This window comes from Streptomyces sp. NPDC048349 (genome assembly GCF_040651925.1).
In the GTDB taxonomy this organism is placed as follows: Bacteria; Actinomycetota; Actinomycetes; order Streptomycetales; family Streptomycetaceae; genus Streptomyces.
The window spans coordinates 140,499-158,323 of the sequence record NZ_JBEZLA010000002.1; the positions used below are offsets into that span (position 1 = coordinate 140,499).

Genomic DNA, 17,825 nt, shown 5'->3' on the forward strand with positions numbered 1-17,825 from the left:
GGTCAACGCGAGGTGGGCGCGTCTGGTTCCCAGGGCACACGGGGCCGCCGTCCCGGGGGCCGGGGCGGCGGGGCTGCGGCGGGCGTTGGGCCGTACGGGTCACGTGCACGGGGCGGGCGGCGTACGGCGCACCGGCTACTGCGGGAAGAGGCTGCCCGACGCGACGCGCAGGACCAGCTGCGGGGCGCCCGAGAGGACGATCGCCGTGACCGCGGTGACGGCGATGGCCGCCGTGACCGGCCAGGGGGCCTTCGGGCGGGCCGTGGTGGCGCCTGCGCCGCCCTCCGCTCCCTCCGCGCTCCCGGTGCCCTCGACGCCCTCGACGCCCTCAGGAGCGCGGAAGAGGAGCGCGGTCCACCGCAGGTAGTAGTAGAGGGCGACGACGACGTTGGCGGCCATGACCACGGCCAGCCAGCCCAGGCCCGCGTCGACCGCGGACCGGAAGACGGCGACCTTGGCGAACAGGCCGATGATGCCCGGCGGCAGACCGGCCAGGCACAGCAGGAAGAAGGCCAGCGCGAGGGCGGCCGCCGGGCGCTCCGCGTACAGGCCGCGGTAGTCGCTGATCCGGTGGAGCGGCTTGGTCCGGGCGACCAGGGCGGCCACGGCGAAGGCGCCGAGGTTCACGGCGGCGTACATGAGGGCGTAGGCGAGCGTGGTGCCGATCTGGTCGCGCTCGGAGTAGGCGGCCGATGCGATCGGGACCAGCAGGTAGCCGGCCTGGCCGACCGAGGACCAGGCGAGCAGCCGTACGGCGCTGTGGGTGCGGTCGGCGGACTGGCGCAGCGCGGCGGCGTTGCCGAGGGTCATGGTGAGGGCGGCCAGTACGGCCAGCGCCGGGCCCCAGATGGCGGAGTACGCCGGGAAGGCGATCACCGTGACGAGGATGAGTCCGGTGAAGCCGACGGCCTTGCCGATCACCGAGAGGTAGCCGGCGATGGGCAGGGGGGCGCCGACGTAGGTGTCGGGGACCCAGAAGTGGAACGGGACGGCCGCGGTCTTGAAGGCGAACCCGACGAGGGTGAGCGCGACGCCGGCCATGGCGAGGGTGTCGAGCCGGCCGGGGACGTGTTCGAGGCGGTCGGCGACCTGGGTGAGGTGCAGGGAGCCGGTGGCGGCGTAGACGAAGCTGACGCCCATCAGCGACACGGCGGTGGCGGTGACGGAGGAGAGGAAGAACTTGAGGGCGGCCTCGGAGGAGAGCCGGTCGCCGCGGCGCATGCCGACGAGGGCGAAGGCGGGCAGCGAGGCCACCTCGAGGGCGACGATCAGGGTGGCGAGGTCGCGGGAGGCGGGCAGCAGGGCCGCGCCGGCGGCGGAGGAGAGCAGCAGGAACCAGTACTCGCCGGCGGGCATGCGCGTGTCGCGGACGGCGGTGACCGACATCAGGGCGGTGACCAGGGCGCCGGCCAGGACCAGGAACTGCACGACGAGCGCGAAGTGGTCGGCGGTGTAGCTGCAGGCGGCCGGGTCGCCGGTGAGGCAGAAGGTGCTGCGGTCGCCGGCGCGCAGCGGCAGCAGGGCGGCGGTCGCGACGGCGAGGCCGGCGACGGAGATCCAGCCGAGGGCGGGCTTGGCGCGCTCGGACACGAACAGGTCGGCGATCAGGACGACCAGGGCGACGGCGGCGGGAAGGACGACGGGCGTGATGGCGAGCCAGTCGACGGACTGGACGAGGCTGGGGGTGTCGGCGGCGAGGACCGCGAGGGCCGTCATGCGTTGCCTCCTGCGAGGAGCTTCTGGACGGCCGGGTCGGTGAGGCCGAGGAGGACCGCGGGCCACAGGCCGGCGAGGACGGTGAGGGCGACGAGCGGGGTCCAGGCGGCGAACTCGTAGCGCTGGATGTCCGCGACGGCGAGCTCCGGGCCGGCCTTGGGGTCGCCCATGCAGACGCGTCGTACGACGATCAGCAGGTAGGCGGCGGTGAGCAGGGTGCCGAACGCGCCGAGGGCCGTGTAGGTGAGGAAGGCGGGGCGCGACAGCCCGTCGGCGGGGGCGAACGCGCCGAAGAGGGCCAGCATCTCGCCCCAGAAGCCGGCCAGGCCGGGAAGGCCGAGGGAGGCGACGGCGGCGAAGGCGAGGAGGGCGCCCAGGCGGGGGGCGCGGCCGTAGAGGGCGGCGCCGGTGGCCCCGGCGAGGGTGTCGAGGTCGGCGGTGCCGTAGCGGTCCTTGAGGGCGCCGACCAGGAAGAAGAGCAGGCCGGTGATCAGGCCGTGGGCGATGTTGGCGAAGAGCGCGCCGTTGACGCCGGTGGGGGTCATGGACGCGATGCCGAGGAGCACGAAGCCCATGTGGCCGACCGACGAGTACGCGATCAGGCGCTTGAGGTCGCCCTTGCTGCCCTTGCGGGCCAGGGCGAGGCAGGCCAGCGATCCGTAGACGATGCCGATGGCGGCGAGCGCGCCGAGGTAAGGGGCGAAGGTGGCCATGCCGTCGGGGGTGGCGGGCAGCAGGATGCGGACGAACCCGTACGTGCCCATCTTGAGCAGGACGCCGGCGAGCAGGACGGAGCCGACGGTGGGGGCAGCGGTGTGGGCGTCCGGGAGCCAGCTGTGCAGGGGCCACATCGGGGTCTTCACGGCGAGGCCGATGCCGATGGCGAGGACGGCCAGGAGCTGGGTGGTGTGGGTCAGTCCCCGGCCGTTGTCAGTGGCGAGTGCCACCATGTCGAAGGTGCCGCTCTTCAGTCCGATGAGCAGCAGTCCGAGCAGCATGACGACGGAGCCGAGGAGCGTGTAGAGGATGAACTTCCAGGCGGCGGCCTGCCGCTGAGCGCCGCCCCAGCGGGCGATGAGGAAGTACATCGGGATGAGGACCATCTCGAAGGCGAGGAAGAAGAGCAGCAGGTCGAGGACGGCGAAGGTCGCGAGGGTGCCGGACTCGAGGACGAGCAGCAGTGCGACGAAGGCCTTCGGGGAGGGGCCTTCGGGGAGCTTGAAGTAGCTGTAGAGCGCGCACAGGAAGAACAGCAGCGCGGTCATCAGGAGGAGGGGGAGCGAGATGCCGTCGATGCCGAGGTGGATCCGGACGTTCAGCGCCTGGATCCAGCTGATGTCCGTCGTCGCCTGGAAGCGGGACGGGGCGTCGTGGTCGAAGCCCAGGGTGAGGGCGATCGCCGCGGCGAGGATCACGCCGGTCACGGTCACGCCGTGGCGGAGCACGGCCTGTTCGGGGCTGCGGCCCTTGAGTCCGGGCGGGGGCGGCAGGAGCGCCGCGGCCGCGCCGAGGAGCGGTGCGGCCACGATGAACGCCAGAAGGAACTGCATCACGGACGGGCTGATATCAATCACGGCTGACTCACGGCTCACGATCCGGCGTTGACGTTGGCGAGGACGGCGGTGGCGATCGCCAGGACCACGGCGCCGGCGAGCAGGGCGCTCAGGTAGCTCTGCACGTTGCCGGTCTGGGCGCGGCGTACGAGGCTGCCGAGCAGCCGGGTGCCGCTGCCCGCACCGCGGACGTACGTGTCGACGACCTCGCGGTCGAGGAAGCGGACCAGGCCGGCGGCAGCGCGCACAGGGCGGACGAACAGCCGGTCGTAGACGGCGTCGAGGTGGAAGCCGTCGGCCGCGTGGCGGTGCAGCGGGCCGAGGAACGCCTTGCCGGGGTCGGGGGCGGAGCCGGCCGGGACGGCGGGGTGGTCGTGGGTGACCTCGGATACCTCGGGGGTCTCGGCGGCGGACTCCGCGGCGGCGGCCGAGGCGGAAGTGCCGGCTCCGTACCCGGCTGCGACGGCCTTGACCGTGGCGCGCTGCCACAGGGCGTAGGTGAGCAGCGCTCCGACGACGGCGGCGCCGGTACCCAGGAGCGAGGTGGTGAGGGTCGGGGTGAGTTCCTTGCCGTCGAACCAGTCGGCGAGGGGGCCCGCCGCGAGGCCGAAGGCGATGGACGGGATCGCCAGCAGCCACAGCACGCCGGTCATGGCGAGGGGCTCCTTGCCGTGGTCGGGGGCGGCGGCGCCCCGGCCGCGGAAGGCCATCAGCCACAGCCGGGTGGCGTAGGCGGCGGTGAGCAGGGCGGTCAGCAGGCCGGCGGCCAGGACCAGCCAGCCGGCGGCGCCGGGGGCGGACTCCGAGTGGCCGGTGGCGGTGTGCTCGGCGGCGACGAGGACGGCTTCCTTGGAGAAGAAGCCGGCGAACGGCGGGATCGCGGCGAGCGCGAGCAGCGCGATCGTCATCGTCCAGAAGGCGTCGGGGATGCGCTTGGCCAGGCCGTCCATTCGGGACATGGCGGCCAGGGAGTTCGTCCCGGCGGCGTGGATGATCACGCCCGCACCGAGGAACAGGAGCGCCTTGAAGGCGCCGTGGGACAGGAGGTGGAAGACGGCGGCGCCGCGGTCGCCGACGGCCAGGGCGCCGGTCATGTAGCCGAGCTGGCCGACCGTGGAGTAGGCGAGCACCCGCTTGATGTCGTCCTGGGCCAGGGCGGCGAGGGCGGAGCCGACCATCGTGACGGCCGCCATGACGGCCATGACCACCAGCGCGGCGCGGGACGCCGCGAAGACGGGGAGGAGGCGGGCGATGAAGTAGACACCGGCGGCGACCATCGTCGCGGCGTGGATCAGCGCGGAGACCGGGGTGGGGCCCGCCATGGCGTCCGGAAGCCAGGTGTGCAACGGGAACTGCGCGGACTTGCCCGCGACACCGGCGAGCAGCAGCAGCGCGATCAGCGTCGGGTGGTCGAGCCCGCCCGCGGCGACGGACCCCAGGATCTTGGTGATCCGGAAGGAGCCGGCGTCGGCGGCGAGCGCGAACAGGCCGATCAGGAAGGGGACGTCGCCGAGCTTGGTGACGAGGAAGGCCTTCAGGGAGGCGGAGCGGGCCGCCTCGGTCTCCCAGTAGTGGCCGACGAGGAAGTACGAGCAGATGCCCATGACCTCCCAGCCGACCAGCAGCACCATCAGGTCGCCGGAGTAGACGACGAGCAGCATGGCGGAGGTGAACAGTGAGACCAGAGCGGCATACGACGGGTAGCGCGGGTCTTCGCGCAGGTACGCCGTCGAGTAGAGCTGTACGCAGGTGGCGACGATCCCGACCAGGACGGCGACCAGCACGGCGAAGCCGTCCAGGTGGAGCGAGAGCTCGATCGGCACCGAACCCGTCGGGGTCAGTTCGGTCGCGGTGTCGATCGCCGTGCCGCCGCCGTGCCGGATGGCGACGAGCACGGCCAGTACGGCGGCGCCGAGCGTCGGCAGGATCGCGAGCGGCCGGACGAAGCCGGGGGCGGTGCGGCCGAAGAGCAGTCCCGCGACCGCGCCCAGGAAGGGCAGGAGGGGGACCAGGACGGCGAGGGTCGTCGTGCTCACGCGGTGACCTCGCTCCGGTTGTTCGCGGTGGCCGGGGTGTTCGGGGTGTTCGGGGCGGGCTCGTGGCCCTCGGCGGTGTCGCGGAGCCGGTCGACGTCCGAGGTGCCCCGGTTGCGGTACACCATCAGCACGATCGCGAGGCCGATGCCGATCTCGGCGGCGGCGATGGCGATGGTGAAGAGGGTGAGGGCCTGGCCGGCGTGCAGGGTGTCGCGGAGCCAGACGTCGAAGGCCACCAGGTTGAGGTTGACGGCGTTGAGCATCAGCTCGACGGACATCAGGACCAGGATGGCGTTGCGGCGGGCGAGTACTCCGTAAAGGCCCGTGCAGAAGAGCAGCGCCGCGAGCACGGCGGGGTAGGCGAGGTGCATCAGCGCTGCCCCTTGTCACTGGTGGCGCCGTCTTCGGCGGGACTGTTCCTGCGGGACAGCACGATGGCACCGATCAGGGCGGCGAGGAGGAGGACGGAGAGCGCTTCGAAGGGCAGCACCCAGTGCTGGAAGAGGATCTCGCCGGAGACCTTCGTGGAGCCCTGGACCGGGCCGTCGAGGTCGATCCAGGTCGTGCGGAAGGCGTCGACGACGACCCAGACGAGCGAGACGGCCGCGACGACGGCGACGCAGAGCGCAATCCAGCGGTTGCCGGAGTCGGCGTCCGGGGAGCGGCCGATGGGGGCCTTGGTGAGCATCAGCCCGAAGAGGAGGAGGACGACGACGGAGCCGAGGTAGATCAGGACCTGGACCCAGGCGATGAACTCGGCGGTCAGCAGCAGGTACTCGACGGCGATGCCGCCGAGCGCGACGACCAGCCAGAGGGCGGCGTGCACGAGCTGCTTGGTGGTGACCGTGACGAGGGCCGCGCCGAGGGTGGCGAGGCCGACGAGGACGAAGGCGATCTCGACGCCGGTCGGGGAGAGGAAGCCCGGGCCTCCGGCAGCGGCGAGAGTGGCGGCGGGGGTCACGCGTCTCCCTCCGGGGTGGTCGGCGGCTGGGTGGCAGCGGCTTCGGCTTCGCTGGCGGCTTCGGCTTCGGCGGCAGCGGCGGCTGCCGCGGCGGCTTCGGCCTTCTCGACGGCCTTGCGGGCGGCGGCGATCTCCTTGGGCTCCTCGGCGGCCGGGTCCAGGGCGGGCGGAGCCGGGACGGTCCACATCCATTCGCGGAGCTTGTCGCGCTCGTGCGTCAGGTCGTGGATGTCGGTCTCCGCGTACTCGAACTCCGGCGACCAGAAGAGGGCGTCGAAGGGGCACACCTCGATGCAGATGCCGCAGTACATGCAGAGGGAGAAGTCGATGGCGAAGCGGTCGAGGACGTTGCGGCTGCGCTCGCGGCCACCGGGCGCGGCGGCCGGGATCGTCTCCTTGTGGGAGTCGATGTAGATGCACCAGTCGGGGCACTCACGGGCACACAGCATGCAGACCGTGCAGTTCTCCTCGAACAGCCCGATGACCCCGCGGCTACGCGGCGGGAGCTGGGGCTGGACGTCCGGGTACTGGGCCGTGTGCGAGCGCTTCGTCATCGTGCGGAGCGTGACGGCCAGGCCCTTGGCCAGGCCGGATCCGGGGATGGGCATTACTGGATCGCCACCTTCACGATGCCGGTGAGCGCGATCTGGGCGAGCGCGAGCGGGATGAGTGTGGTCCAGGCGAGCTTCTGGAGCTGGTCCTCGCGCAGCCGGGGGTAGGTCACGCGGAGCCAGATCACGAGGAAGGCCAGGACCGCGGTCTTGAGCAGGGTCCAGACCCAGCCGAGGCCGTCGGCGCCGAAGGGGCCCTGCCAGCCGCCGAGGAAGAGGACGGTGGTGAGGGCGCAGAGGACGACGATGCCGGCGTACTCGGCGAGCAGGAACAGGGCGAAGCGCAGGCCGGTGTACTCCGTGTACGCGCCGAAGATGATCTCGGAGTCGGCGACGGGCATGTCGAAGGGGGGCCGCTGCAGTTCGGCGAGGCCGGCGGTGAAGAAGACGAGTGCGCCGACGATCTGCCAGGGCAGCCACCACCACTGGAAGCCCTCGACGATGCCGGGGAGGGAGACCGTCCCGGCCGCCATCGCCACCGAGGCGGCGGCGAGCAGCATGGGCAGCTCGTAGGCGAGCAGCTGGGCGGCGGTGCGCAGGCCGCCGAGCAGGGAGAACTTGTTCGCGGACGCCCAGCCGGCCATGAGCGAGCCGAGGACTCCGACGCCCATGACGGCGAGCACGAAGAACACGCCGGCGTCGATGACCTGGCCGACCGCGCCCTCGCCCGGGCCGATCGGGATCGCGAGGAGGACGAGGAGGTACGGGAGCAGGGCGACGGCGGGGGCGAGCTGGAAGATCCGGCGGTCGGCGTTGGCCGGGACGATGTCTTCCTTCTGCGCGAACTTCACGCCGTCGGCGACGAGCTGGGCCCAGCCGTGGAAGCCGCCGGCGTACATCGGGCCGAGGCGGCCCTGCATGTGCGCCATCACCTTGTGCTCGGTCTGCCCGACGACGAGCGGGAGCACGAGGAAGACGGCGAAGACGACGATGAGTCGCAGGGCGACGTCGAGGACGTCGTTCACGCGTCGCCTCCGTTTGTGTCAGGAGTTTCGGGGGTTACGGGTGGTGCGGGAGTTTCGCGTGTTGCGGGAGTTTCGCGGGAGGCCGGGGTGCCGGGGCGGCCGGCAGGGGTGCGGCCGGCTTCCGGGCCTCGGGGGTTGGGCTGATCCGGGGTCTCCGGGGCAGCGGGGGTGTCCGGGGCAGCGGGGGTGTCCGGGGCTGCCGGAGTAGCCGGGGCTGCCGGGCCTGCCGGAGTGGTCGGGACCGCCGGAGTGGTCGGGACCGCCGGAGTAGCCGGGCCCGCGGGAGTCGCCGGACCTGCCGGAGTAGCCGGGACCGCTGGAGTAGCCGGGCCTGCGGCGTCTGCCCGGGCTGCCGGGGGCTGTGGTTCGTCGAAGGCGGGCTTCGGGTTGTGCCAGGGGGCGTCCGAGCTGGTTCCCGTCGGGCGGGCCCCGGGCATGGGCGCCTCGCCCCCGGCCGGGGTTTCCGGGGTGGTCGGCGTGGCCTGGCTGGCCGAGCCTTCCGATGCCGAGCGGGTGCGGCGGGGCGGGCGGGCCGGGGAGTCGGGGCCGGCACCGGGTGCCGGGGTTTCCGGCGTGGTCGGCGCGGCCTGGGTGGCCGAGCCCTCGGCGACCGAGCGGGTGCGGCGGACCGGGGCACCCTCGCGCGGGGTGCGCGCGGCGGCGCCCGCCGCGCCCGCAGCGCGCGGGGTGCGGGCCGGGCGGGCGGGGGCCGGCGGGAGCTGGCCCTTCATCGGGCCCCAGTCGTTGGGGTCCGGGACGCCCGGCGGAAGCATCTGGCGGCGCTTCGGCGCGTCCGGATCGTGGGCCTCGCCCGGCTCCTTGGCACCGGGCCAGGCCTTGGCGACGCGCGCGGCCAGGACGAAGTCCTTGCGCAGCGGATGTCCTTCGAAGTTCTCCGGAAGGAGCAGGTGGACGAGGTGCGGGTGGTCCGTGAAGACGACCCCGAACATCTCGTACGTCTCGCGCTCGTGCCACTCGGCTCCCGCGTACACGGCGACGGCCGACGGCAGGGAGGGTGCGGAGTGCGGGACCGTCGTGCGCAGCAGGAGCCGGCGTACGCGGCGGTTCTCCAGCGCGACCACGTGCGCGCAGATCCTGAAGCCGGTGCCCGGCTCGTCCACCGCGCTCAGCCAGTCGAAGTACGTGCAGCCCAGCTTGCCCCGGGCGATCTCGAGCGAGGAGACCCAGGAACCGACGGGCACGTCGACCGTCAGGACGTCGTACGCGTACGAGCCCACGGCCTCCTCACCGAAGACCGCCGGCGCCGCGTCGGGAAGGGTGTCGTAGAGGTTCACGCGCCGCTCCCGGGGGTCGGCGGGGCCGTGACCAGGCCGCTCGTGAGCTGTCCGACGGAGGGGCCGGACTCATAGCGGTCCGCGAGCGACTCGCGAGCGATCTTCTCCTGGAGCTTGAGGATCCCCTGGAGCAGCGCCTCCGGGCGCGGCGGGCAGCCGGGTACGTAGACGTCGACCGGGATGATCTGGTCGACGCCCTTCGTCACCGAATACGAGTCCCAGTACGGGCCGCCGCAGTTGGAGCAGGCGCCGAAGGAGATGACGTACTTCGGCTCCGGCATCTGCTCGTAGAGCCGCTTCACGGCGGGCGCCATCTTGTCGGTGACCGTGCCCGAGACGATCATCAGGTCGGCCTGCCGGGGCCCGGGCGCGAAGGGGATCACGCCGAGCCGGATGAAATCGTGGCGGGCCATCGAAGCGGCGATGAACTCGATGGCGCAGCAGGCCAGGCCGAAGTTGAAGACCCACAGGCTGTACCGGCGGCCCCAGTTCAGGACCACCTTCATCGGCTCCGGGGCGAGGCGGGAGAGCACGCCCAGCCGCTTGGGTTCCGGGAGCATGACGCCCTCGGTCGGTGTCACAGCCGGTGTCACGTCCATTCGAGGACGCCCTTCTTGTACGCATAGAGCAGGCCGACGGCCAGGAAGCCCAGGAAGATGAACATCTCCACCAGGGTCGTGGCGCCGTAACCGGCGGCGGCGAACACCGTCGCCCACGGGAACAGGAAGATCGAGTCGACGGCGAAGATGACGTAGAGGAACGCGTAGACGTAGTAGCGGACCTGGGTGTGCGCCCAGCCCTCACCGACGGGGTCCACGCCGCATTCGTACGTCAGCAGCTTCTCGGGGGTCGGGACCGCGGGCCGGAGCAAGCGGCCTGCACCGAAGGCCACGGCCACGAAGAGCACACCGAGGAGCGCCAGCAGACCGACGACCGAATAACTCCGGAAGTAGTCCGCCGCGAGCACGGTTACGGTCGATACCGTTGGTTCGGGCACGTCCGTTCCTCGCTCCTCGGTCACTGTCGACGATCTGGTACAGGCGGGAGTCTAGGGCCTGCCTCACACGAGGTGGGGTTATCCCCCGTTCACAGCACCCCGGCCACCCCATGGCGCCGGAGTACGGCCCTTGGCAGGCTGTGCCGCATGACCACGAGCCATGACCTCCCCGACAACGACCGGCCGCCTCCCGTCCGGGCCGTCTTCAGCGCCGTGACGTGGAAGGAGATCGCCTATCTGGTGAGCAACCTGCCGCTGGCGGCGGTCGGTTTCCTGTACGCGGTTGTCATGGTCGTGAGCACGGGCGGTCTGTCCGTGACCGCTGTCGGACTTCCCCTGCTCGCATGTGGTCTTTGGTTGTCTCGGCAGTTGGGACGGCTGGACCGGGCACGGGCCCGGGCGCTCTTGGGCGTACGGGTGGACGAGCCGACGCCGATTCCCGGCCCGCGGCGGGCCGGCGGGTTCTTCCCCTGGCTGTGGACGAGCATCAAGGACCCGGTCGGCTGGCGGACGGTGCTGTACCAGCTGATCCGGCTGCCCTGGGGAGTGCTCACCTTCACGGTAGCGCTGGCGGGGCTGTTCGTGCTGTGGCCGGTGCTGCCGTACGTGGTGCGGCTGCTGGCGAACGCGGACCGGGGGATGGTGCGGGGGCTGTTGTCCCCCTCGGACGACCTGGAACGGCGGATCGCGGAGCTGGAGTCGGACCGGGGCGTGGTGGTCGACACGGCAGCGGCCGACCTGCGGCGGATCGAACGGGATCTGCACGACGGGGCGCAGGCGCGGCTGGTGGCCCTGGCCATGGGGCTGGGCCTGGCGAAGGAGAAGCTGCTGGAGGACCCGGAGGGCGCGGCGGCGATGGTCGACGAGGCCCACGGGGAGGTGAAGCTGGCGCTCCAGGAGCTGCGGGACCTCGCGCGCGGGATCCATCCGGCGGTGCTGACCGACCGGGGGCTGGACGCGGCGCTGTCGTCGGTGGCGGCGCGGTGCGTGGTGCCGGTGAAGGTGGCGGTGGACCTGCCGGCGCGGCCGGCGGAGGCGATCGAGGGGATCGCGTACTTCGTGGTGTCGGAGCTGCTGCAGAACGTGAGCAAGCACGCGGGGCCGGGGGCGCGGAGCGCGGGCGTGGAGGTGTGGCGGGCCGGGGACCGGCTGCTGATCCGGGTGTCGGACGACGGGCGCGGGGGTGCGGATGCCGGCCGGGGGTCGGGGTTGGCGGGGCTCGCGGAGCGGCTGGGGGCGGTGGACGGGGTGTTCGTCGTGGAGTCGCCGGAGGGGGCGGGGACGGTGGTGACGGCGGAGTTGCCGTGGCGGGGGCGGGGGTAGCTGCGCTGCGGGGCGCTGGTGGTGGATCGGGATCTCCGTCCGGGTGGACGGGGGTCCCGTTTTCGTGTCCTGGGGGGCGGGGGCCGCCTTGGTGTCCGGGTGCAGCGCCGCTGCCGGGGCTCCGCGCCGGGCCCCGCGCCTCAAACGCCGGCGGGGCTGGATAGGCCGGTCCTCGGCCGGACGGGGGATCGGGCTCCACTGAGCGTGTCCGGGTGCAGCGCCGCTGCCGGGGCTCCGCGCCGGGCCCCGCGCCTCAAACGCCGGCGGGGCTGGATAGGCCGGTCCTCGGCCAGGCGGGATCGGGCTCCACTGAGCGTGTACGGGTGCAGCGCCGCTGCCGGGGGCTCCGCCCCGGGCCCCGCGCCTCAAACGCCGGCGGGGCTGGATAGGCCGGTCCTCGGCCAGGCGGGATCGGGATCCACTGAGCGTGTACGGGTGCAGCGCCGCTGCCGGGGCTCCGCCCCGGGCCCCGCGCCTCAAACGCCGGCGGGGCTGGATGTGCCGGTCCTCGGCCAGAGGGGGCGGGACGACGGTGGAGGGGGCGGTGCGAGGTGGATGTGTCCGCGGCTGGAGGGGGTGGGGTGGGGTTAACCCCCCGGTGGGGACGCCGATGGGCCGGATGGATCGGGGGGTGGGGCGACGGGAGGGTGGAGGGGTGGCGCGGACAGCGGGAAGGGTGGGTCGGAGATGGTCGACGGTATGGGCACGGGGACGGGTAGGGGCGCGGGTACGGGTACGGGTGGGGGCTTCGTGGCTGTGGTGCGGGCTCCTGTGGCGGGGCGGACCTGGCGCGAGTTCGGGTTCCTGCTGATCGGGCTGCCGCTGAGCGTCCTGTACTTCTCGCTCGTCCTCGCCGGGCTGAGCGTCGGCGCCGGGCTGCTCGTCACCTTCCTCGGGGTGCCGGTCCTCGCCGGGGTGCTCGCCATGTCCCGCGGGTTCGGCCGGCTGGAGCGGACCCGGGTGCGCGTCCTGCTCGCGGCCGACATCGCCGATCCGGCGCCGGTCCGGGGACGCAAGCCCGGGGCCGCCTCCGCCATGGGGGCGCTGCTCAGGAGCGGGAGCGCCTGGCGGCACGTGCTGTACTGCCTGATCCACTTCCCGTGGGGCGTCTTCTCCTTCACGGTGGCGCTGGTGTTCTGGGCGTCCGGGTGGGCCTACCTGCTGTATCCGCTCTGGTTCTGGGTCTTCCCGGCCTACACCGACCAGCCCGGACTCCAGCTCTTCCAGAACGGCGACTACGCCTTCTACCTCGACTCCCCCGCCGAGATCGCCCTGACCTGCCTGGTCGGGCTGGCCTTCACCCTCGCCACGCCGTGGGTGCTGCGGGCTCTGACGACCGTCGACCGGGTGCTGGTGGGCGGGCTGCTGGGGCCGTCCCGGCTGGCCACCCGGGTGACCGAGCTGGAGTCCGACCGCGGGGTGGTCGTGGACACCGCGGCGGCCGACCTGCGACGCATCGAGCGCGATCTGCACGACGGGGCGCAGGCCCGGCTGGCGGCCCTGGCGATGGGCCTGGGGCTGGCGAAAGAGAAGGCGACCGAGGACCCGCGGGCGGCGGCCCGGCTCGTGGACGAGGCCCACGGCGAGGTGAAGATCGCCCTCCAGGAGCTGCGCGATCTGGCCCGCGGCATCCACCCGGCGGTGCTGACCGACCGGGGGCTGGACGCGGCGCTGTCCTCGGTGGCCGCGCGGTGTGCCGTTCCGGTACGGGTGACCGTGGACCTCCCGGCCCGGCCGACGGCGGCGATCGAGGGGATCGCGTACTTCACGGTCTCGGAGCTGCTGCGGAACATCGGGAAGCACGCGCGGGCCCGCGCGGCGAGCGTGGAGGTGTGGAAATCCGGGGAGCGGCTGCTGATCCAGGTCGCCGACGACGGCCGGGGCGGGGCCGGTGTCGCGGAGGGGTCCGGTCTGGCGGGGCTCGCCGAGCGGCTGAACGCCGTGGACGGGATCCTGGTCGTCGACTCCCCCGCGGGGGTGGGAACGACGGTGACCGCCGAGCTCCCGTGGCAGGTCTGAGCCGCTGACGCTCACCCCGGGTCACCGGGGCCGGCACGAGCGGGGAGCCCGTTCCCCATCCGGCCCCCGCCGCTCCCCCACGCCCCGCCCCGGGCCCCACGCCTCCCGCCCACGCCCTACGCACCGCGGGCGAAAACTTCCCCCGTGCGCCCCGCGTTGTCCCGGCTCAGCCTGGATCCGGCCTCGAGGCTGGGATGCTTGGCTGAGTCAGGGAGTGCGGATGAGTGGACGCGGGAGCTGCTGAATCGTGGAAGACAGGGTGCGGGTGGTCATCGCCGAGGATTCGGTGCTGCTGCGGGAGGGCCTGACCCGGCTGCTGACCGACCGGGGGCATGACGTCGTGGCGGGCGTCGGGGACGCGGAAGCCCTGATCAAGACCGTGTCGGACCTGGCGGCGCAGGACGAGCTGCCGGACGTGGTGGTGGCCGACGTACGGATGCCGCCGACGCACACCGACGAGGGCGTACGGGCCGCCGTACGGTTGCGCCGCGAGTACCCCGGCGTCGGGGTGCTCGTGCTGTCGCAGTACGTGGAGGAGCAGTACGCCACCGAACTGCTGGCCGGTTCCAGCACCGGAGTGGGGTACCTGCTCAAGGACCGGGTGGCCGAGGTGCGCGAGTTCCTGGACGCGGTGGTGCGGGTGGCCCGGGGCGGGACCGCCCTGGACCCCGAGGTCGTCGCCCAGCTGCTCGGCCGCAGCCGGAAGCAGGACGTGCTGGCGGGGCTGACGCCGCGCGAGCGCGAGGTACTGGGCCTGATGGCCGAAGGACGCACGAATTCCGCCGTGGCGAAGCAGCTGGTCGTGAGCGACGGAGCCGTGGAGAAGCACGTCAGCAACATCTTCATGAAGTTGGGCCTGTCGCCGAGTGACGGGGATCACCGGCGTGTACTGGCCGTTCTCACCTATCTGAAATCTTGATCGACTGACACTCTGTCAGATACGGCATACCGGTCGGGTCGTCTCGAAGGGCGGTCCAACGGTCCAGAATGTGGCCGCCCCCGGAGACCTGACCGACGTAGGGTTGGTTCTGGGGGGCCACGCCTCGAAGGAGGTCCAGTTCAGTGACCAGCCAGGTCAGTAGCCCAGCCGAGCAGGCCGACGGGGCCGGGGGTGCGGTTGTCGCAGGGCAGCGCACCCCGGCGAGCCCGGGAGGCAAGGAAGTACGGCGTCTCGATCGTGTGATCATCCGATTCGCGGGTGACTCCGGTGACGGTATGCAACTCACCGGCGACCGGTTCACCTCGGAGACGGCGTCGTTCGGCAACGACCTCTCGACGCTCCCGAACTTCCCCGCCGAGATCCGCGCCCCCGCCGGAACCCTGCCGGGCGTGTCCTCCTTCCAGCTGCACTTCGCCGACCACGACATCCTCACGCCCGGGGACGCCCCGAACGTGCTGGTCGCGATGAACCCGGCCGCCCTGAAGGCGAACATCGGCGACGTGCCGCGCGGCGCGGAGATCATCATCAACACGGATGAGTTCACCAAGCGCCCCATGGCCAAGGTCGGCTACCAGACCTCCCCGCTCGAGGACGGCTCGCTGGCCGCCTACAACCTCCACCCCGTCCCGCTGACCACCCTGACCGTCGAGGCGCTGAAGGACTTCGGACTCTCCCGCAAGGAAGCCGAGCGCAGCAAGAACATGTTCGCGCTGGGGCTGCTGTCCTGGATGTACCACCGGCCGACGGAGGGGACGGAGGCCTTCCTGCGGCAGAAGTTCGCGAAGAAGCCGGAGATCGCCGAGGCGAACGTGGCCGCGTTCCGCGCGGGCTGGAACTTCGGGGAGACGACGGAGGACTTCGCGGTCTCCTACGAGGTCGCCCCGGCCACCCGGGCCTTCCCCACCGGCACCTACCGCAACATCTCGGGGAACCTGGCCCTGTCCTACGGCCTGATCGCGGCGAGCCGGCAGGCGGACCTGCCGCTCTACCTGGGCTCCTACCCGATCACCCCGGCTTCGGACATCCTGCACGAGCTGAGCAAGCACAAGAACTTCGGCGTGCGGACCTTCCAGGCCGAGGACGAGATCGCGGGCATCGGCGCGGCGCTGGGTGCCGCGTTCGGCGGGGCCCTGGGCGTGACGACGACCTCCGGCCCCGGCGTGGCCCTGAAGTCGGAGACGATCGGTCTGGCCGTCTCCCTCGAGCTGCCGCTGCTGATCGTGGACATCCAGCGCGGCGGCCCCTCCACGGGCCTGCCGACCAAGACGGAACAGGCCGACCTGCTCCAGGCCATGTACGGGCGCAACGGCGAGGCCCCGGTGCCGATCGTCGCCCCGCGCACCCCGGCGGACTGCTTCGACGCCGCCCTGGACGCGGCCCGGATCGCACTCACCTACCGGACCCCGGTCTTCCTGCTCTCCGACGGCTACCTCGCCAACGGCTCCGAGCCCTGGCGGATCCCCGACATCGCGGACCTGCCCGACCTCACCGTCCAGTTCGCTTCCGGCCCCAACCACGAGCTGGCGGACGGCACCGAGGCGTTCTGGCCCTACAAGCGGGACCCCGAGACCCTGGCCCGCCCGTGGGCGGTCCCCGGCACGCCCGGTCTCGAGCACCGCATCGGCGGCATCGAGAAGCAGGACGGCACCGGCAACATCTCGTACGACCCCGCCAACCACGACCTCATGGTGCGCACCCGCCAGGCCAAGGTCGACGGCATCCGGGTCCCCGACCTGGAGGTCGACGATCCGGACGGGGCCCGCACCCTCGTCCTGGGCTGGGGCTCCACCTACGGCCCGATCACGGCCGCGGTCCGCAGGCTGCGCGCGGCCGGACACCCGATCGCGCAGGCACACCTGCGCCACCTCAACCCCTTCCCGAGGAATCTCGGCGAGGTCCTGGGGCGTTACGAGAAGGTAGTGGTGCCGGAGATGAACCTCGGGCAGCTCGCCACCCTGATCCGGGCGAAATACCTGGTCGACGCCCAGTCCTACAACCAGGTCAACGGAATGCCGTTCAAGGCGGAGCAGCTCGCGAAGGTTCTCGAGGAGGCCATCAATGACTGAGGTGACCGACGCCCCGACCCTGCTGTCCCTGGTCCCGAAGGCCGAGGCCGTGCAGTCGGCCAAGGACTTCAAGTCGGACCAGGAGGTCCGCTGGTGCCCCGGATGCGGTGACTACGCCGTCCTCGCGGCCGTGCAGGGCTTCATGCCCGAGCTCGGCCTCGCGAAGGAGAACATCGTCTTCGTCTCCGGCATCGGCTGCTCCTCCCGCTTCCCGTACTACATGAACACCTACGGGATGCACTCGATCCACGGCCGCGCCCCGGCCATCGCCACGGGCCTGGCCACCTCCCGCCGCGACCTGTCGGTCTGGGTCGTCACGGGCGACGGCGACGCGCTGTCCATCGGCGGGAACCACCTCATCCACGCCCTGCGGCGCAACGTCAACCTCAAGATCCTGCTCTTCAACAACCGGATCTACGGTCTGACGAAGGGGCAGTACTCCCCGACCTCCGAGGTCGGCAAGATCACCAAGTCGACCCCGATGGGCTCGCTGGACGCGCCCTTCAACCCGGTCTCGCTGGCGATCGGGGCCGAGGCCTCGTTCGTGGCCCGCACCGTCGACTCGGACCGCAAGCACCTCACCGAGGTGCTGCGCGCGGCCGCCGACCACCAGGGCACGGCGCTGGTGGAGATCTACCAGAACTGCAACATCTTCAACGACGGGGCCTTCGAGGTCCTGAAGGACAAGGACCAGGCCCAGGAAGCGGTGATCCGGCTGGAGCACGGGCAGCCGATCCGCTTCGGCAGCGACGGCCACAAGGGCGTCGTGCGCGATCCGGCCACCGGTGACCTCGAGGTCGTCACGGTGACGCCGGAGAACGAGTCGCGGATCCTGGTCCACGACGCGTACGGTGCCAGCCCGACCACGGCCTTCGCGCTCTCCCGGCTGGCCGACCCCGACACCCTCCACCACACGCCCATCGGTGTGTTCCGGAGTGTCGAGCGGCCGGTCTACGACACCCTGATGGCCGACCAGCTCGACACGGCCGTCGACCGCAAGGGCAAGGGCGACCTCGCCACCCTGCTGGCCGGCAACGACACCTGGACGGTCGTCGGCTGACCTCGCACGACGCACGGAGCGCAAGCCCGGATCCCTCTCGGGGGATCCGGGCTTCCTGCATGTGCGGAGCACGACGGGGGCCTCAGGAGCAGGGTGCCGGCGCCTTCCGGGCCGACGGCCGCCCCCGATCTCCAAGGCGACCGCCCCGGTCTCCAAGGCGACCGCCCCGGGTCTCCAAGGCGACCGCCCCGGTCTCCGAGGCGATTCCCGCCGCGCCGGCCTCCTGACGGCCGGCGCCGCCAGGGGTTTCCCCAGATGTCATGAGTATCTCCCGTTGACGGGC

The 17,825-nt window shown here is 72.1% G+C and carries 15 protein-coding genes; 5 read left to right on the plus strand and 10 right to left on the minus strand.

The window, feature by feature from the left end; translation table 11 throughout:
- Positions 1 to 135: 135 nt before the first annotated feature.
- The 10 genes from AB0D44_RS02425 to AB0D44_RS02470 are packed head-to-tail and all read right to left on the minus strand — an operon-like array spanning position 136 to position 10,134.
- Complete coding sequence (locus AB0D44_RS02425; protein ID WP_362583139.1) at positions 136 to 1,716, minus strand: NADH-quinone oxidoreductase subunit N; 1,581 nt, start codon at positions 1,714 to 1,716, stop codon at positions 136 to 138.
- Positions 1,713 to 3,266, minus strand: a complete 1,554-nt coding sequence (locus tag AB0D44_RS02430) for an NADH-quinone oxidoreductase subunit M (RefSeq protein ID WP_362583409.1) — start codon at positions 3,264 to 3,266, stop codon at positions 1,713 to 1,715. The genes AB0D44_RS02425 and AB0D44_RS02430 overlap by 4 nt, the downstream gene beginning before the upstream one ends.
- A gap of 38 nt (positions 3,267 to 3,304) precedes the next feature.
- Positions 3,305 to 5,305 (minus strand): NADH-quinone oxidoreductase subunit L, encoded by a 2,001-nt coding sequence (locus AB0D44_RS02435; RefSeq protein ID WP_362583142.1) that lies wholly within the window; start codon positions 5,303 to 5,305, stop codon positions 3,305 to 3,307.
- On the minus strand, positions 5,302 to 5,676 hold the full coding sequence (gene nuoK, locus AB0D44_RS02440) for an NADH-quinone oxidoreductase subunit NuoK (RefSeq protein ID WP_362583145.1): 375 nt from the start codon (positions 5,674 to 5,676) through the stop codon (positions 5,302 to 5,304). The genes AB0D44_RS02435 and nuoK overlap by 4 nt, the downstream gene beginning before the upstream one ends.
- Entirely contained in the window at positions 5,676 to 6,266 is a 591-nt protein-coding gene (locus tag AB0D44_RS02445; RefSeq protein ID WP_362583148.1) for an NADH-quinone oxidoreductase subunit J, read from the minus strand. Before AB0D44_RS02445 ends, nuoK begins: the two co-directional genes overlap by 1 nt.
- Entirely contained in the window at positions 6,263 to 6,874 is a 612-nt protein-coding gene (locus tag AB0D44_RS02450; RefSeq protein ID WP_362583151.1) for an NADH-quinone oxidoreductase subunit I, read from the minus strand. The genes AB0D44_RS02445 and AB0D44_RS02450 overlap by 4 nt, the downstream gene beginning before the upstream one ends.
- Positions 6,874 to 7,842, minus strand: a complete 969-nt coding sequence (locus AB0D44_RS02455; protein WP_362583154.1) for a complex I subunit 1 family protein — start codon at positions 7,840 to 7,842, stop codon at positions 6,874 to 6,876. The genes AB0D44_RS02450 and AB0D44_RS02455 overlap by 1 nt, the downstream gene beginning before the upstream one ends.
- The gene (locus AB0D44_RS02460) at positions 7,839 to 9,137 is read right to left on the minus strand and encodes an NADH-quinone oxidoreductase subunit C (RefSeq protein ID WP_362583156.1); all 1,299 of its coding nucleotides are present in this window, start codon (positions 9,135 to 9,137) and stop codon (positions 7,839 to 7,841) included. The genes AB0D44_RS02455 and AB0D44_RS02460 overlap by 4 nt, the downstream gene beginning before the upstream one ends.
- Positions 9,134 to 9,736, minus strand: coding sequence for an NADH-quinone oxidoreductase subunit B family protein (locus AB0D44_RS02465; RefSeq protein WP_362583159.1), 603 nt, complete (start codon positions 9,734 to 9,736; stop codon positions 9,134 to 9,136). The genes AB0D44_RS02460 and AB0D44_RS02465 overlap by 4 nt, the downstream gene beginning before the upstream one ends.
- Positions 9,727 to 10,134 (minus strand): NADH-quinone oxidoreductase subunit A, encoded by a 408-nt coding sequence (locus tag AB0D44_RS02470; RefSeq protein WP_362583161.1) that lies wholly within the window; start codon positions 10,132 to 10,134, stop codon positions 9,727 to 9,729. The genes AB0D44_RS02465 and AB0D44_RS02470 overlap by 10 nt, the downstream gene beginning before the upstream one ends.
- A 147-nt stretch (positions 10,135 to 10,281) precedes the next feature.
- Here AB0D44_RS02470 and AB0D44_RS02475 point away from each other — a divergent pair, with 147 nt between their 5' ends.
- The 5 genes from AB0D44_RS02475 to AB0D44_RS02495 all read left to right on the plus strand — a co-directional run bounded on the left by AB0D44_RS02475 (position 10,282) and on the right by AB0D44_RS02495 (position 17,542).
- Positions 10,282 to 11,457, plus strand: coding sequence for a sensor domain-containing protein (locus AB0D44_RS02475; RefSeq protein ID WP_362583163.1), 1,176 nt, complete (start codon positions 10,282 to 10,284; stop codon positions 11,455 to 11,457).
- A gap of 699 nt (positions 11,458 to 12,156) precedes the next feature.
- Positions 12,157 to 13,476, plus strand: a complete 1,320-nt coding sequence (locus tag AB0D44_RS02480; RefSeq protein WP_362583411.1) for a sensor domain-containing protein — start codon at positions 12,157 to 12,159, stop codon at positions 13,474 to 13,476.
- A 259-nt stretch (positions 13,477 to 13,735) separates the two neighbouring features.
- Positions 13,736 to 14,395: a response regulator transcription factor gene (locus AB0D44_RS02485; protein WP_362583414.1), complete on the plus strand. Its 660-nt coding sequence runs from the start codon at positions 13,736 to 13,738 to the stop codon at positions 14,393 to 14,395.
- 143 nt (positions 14,396 to 14,538) lie between these two features.
- Positions 14,539 to 16,482, plus strand: coding sequence for a 2-oxoacid:acceptor oxidoreductase subunit alpha (locus tag AB0D44_RS02490; protein WP_362583166.1), 1,944 nt, complete (start codon positions 14,539 to 14,541; stop codon positions 16,480 to 16,482).
- Positions 16,475 to 17,542 carry a 2-oxoacid:ferredoxin oxidoreductase subunit beta gene (locus AB0D44_RS02495; RefSeq protein ID WP_362583169.1) on the plus strand — a complete coding sequence of 356 codons (1,068 nt, stop codon included), beginning with the start codon at positions 16,475 to 16,477 and terminating at the stop codon, positions 17,540 to 17,542. The genes AB0D44_RS02490 and AB0D44_RS02495 overlap by 8 nt, the downstream gene beginning before the upstream one ends.
- Positions 17,543 to 17,825 lie beyond the last annotated feature (283 nt).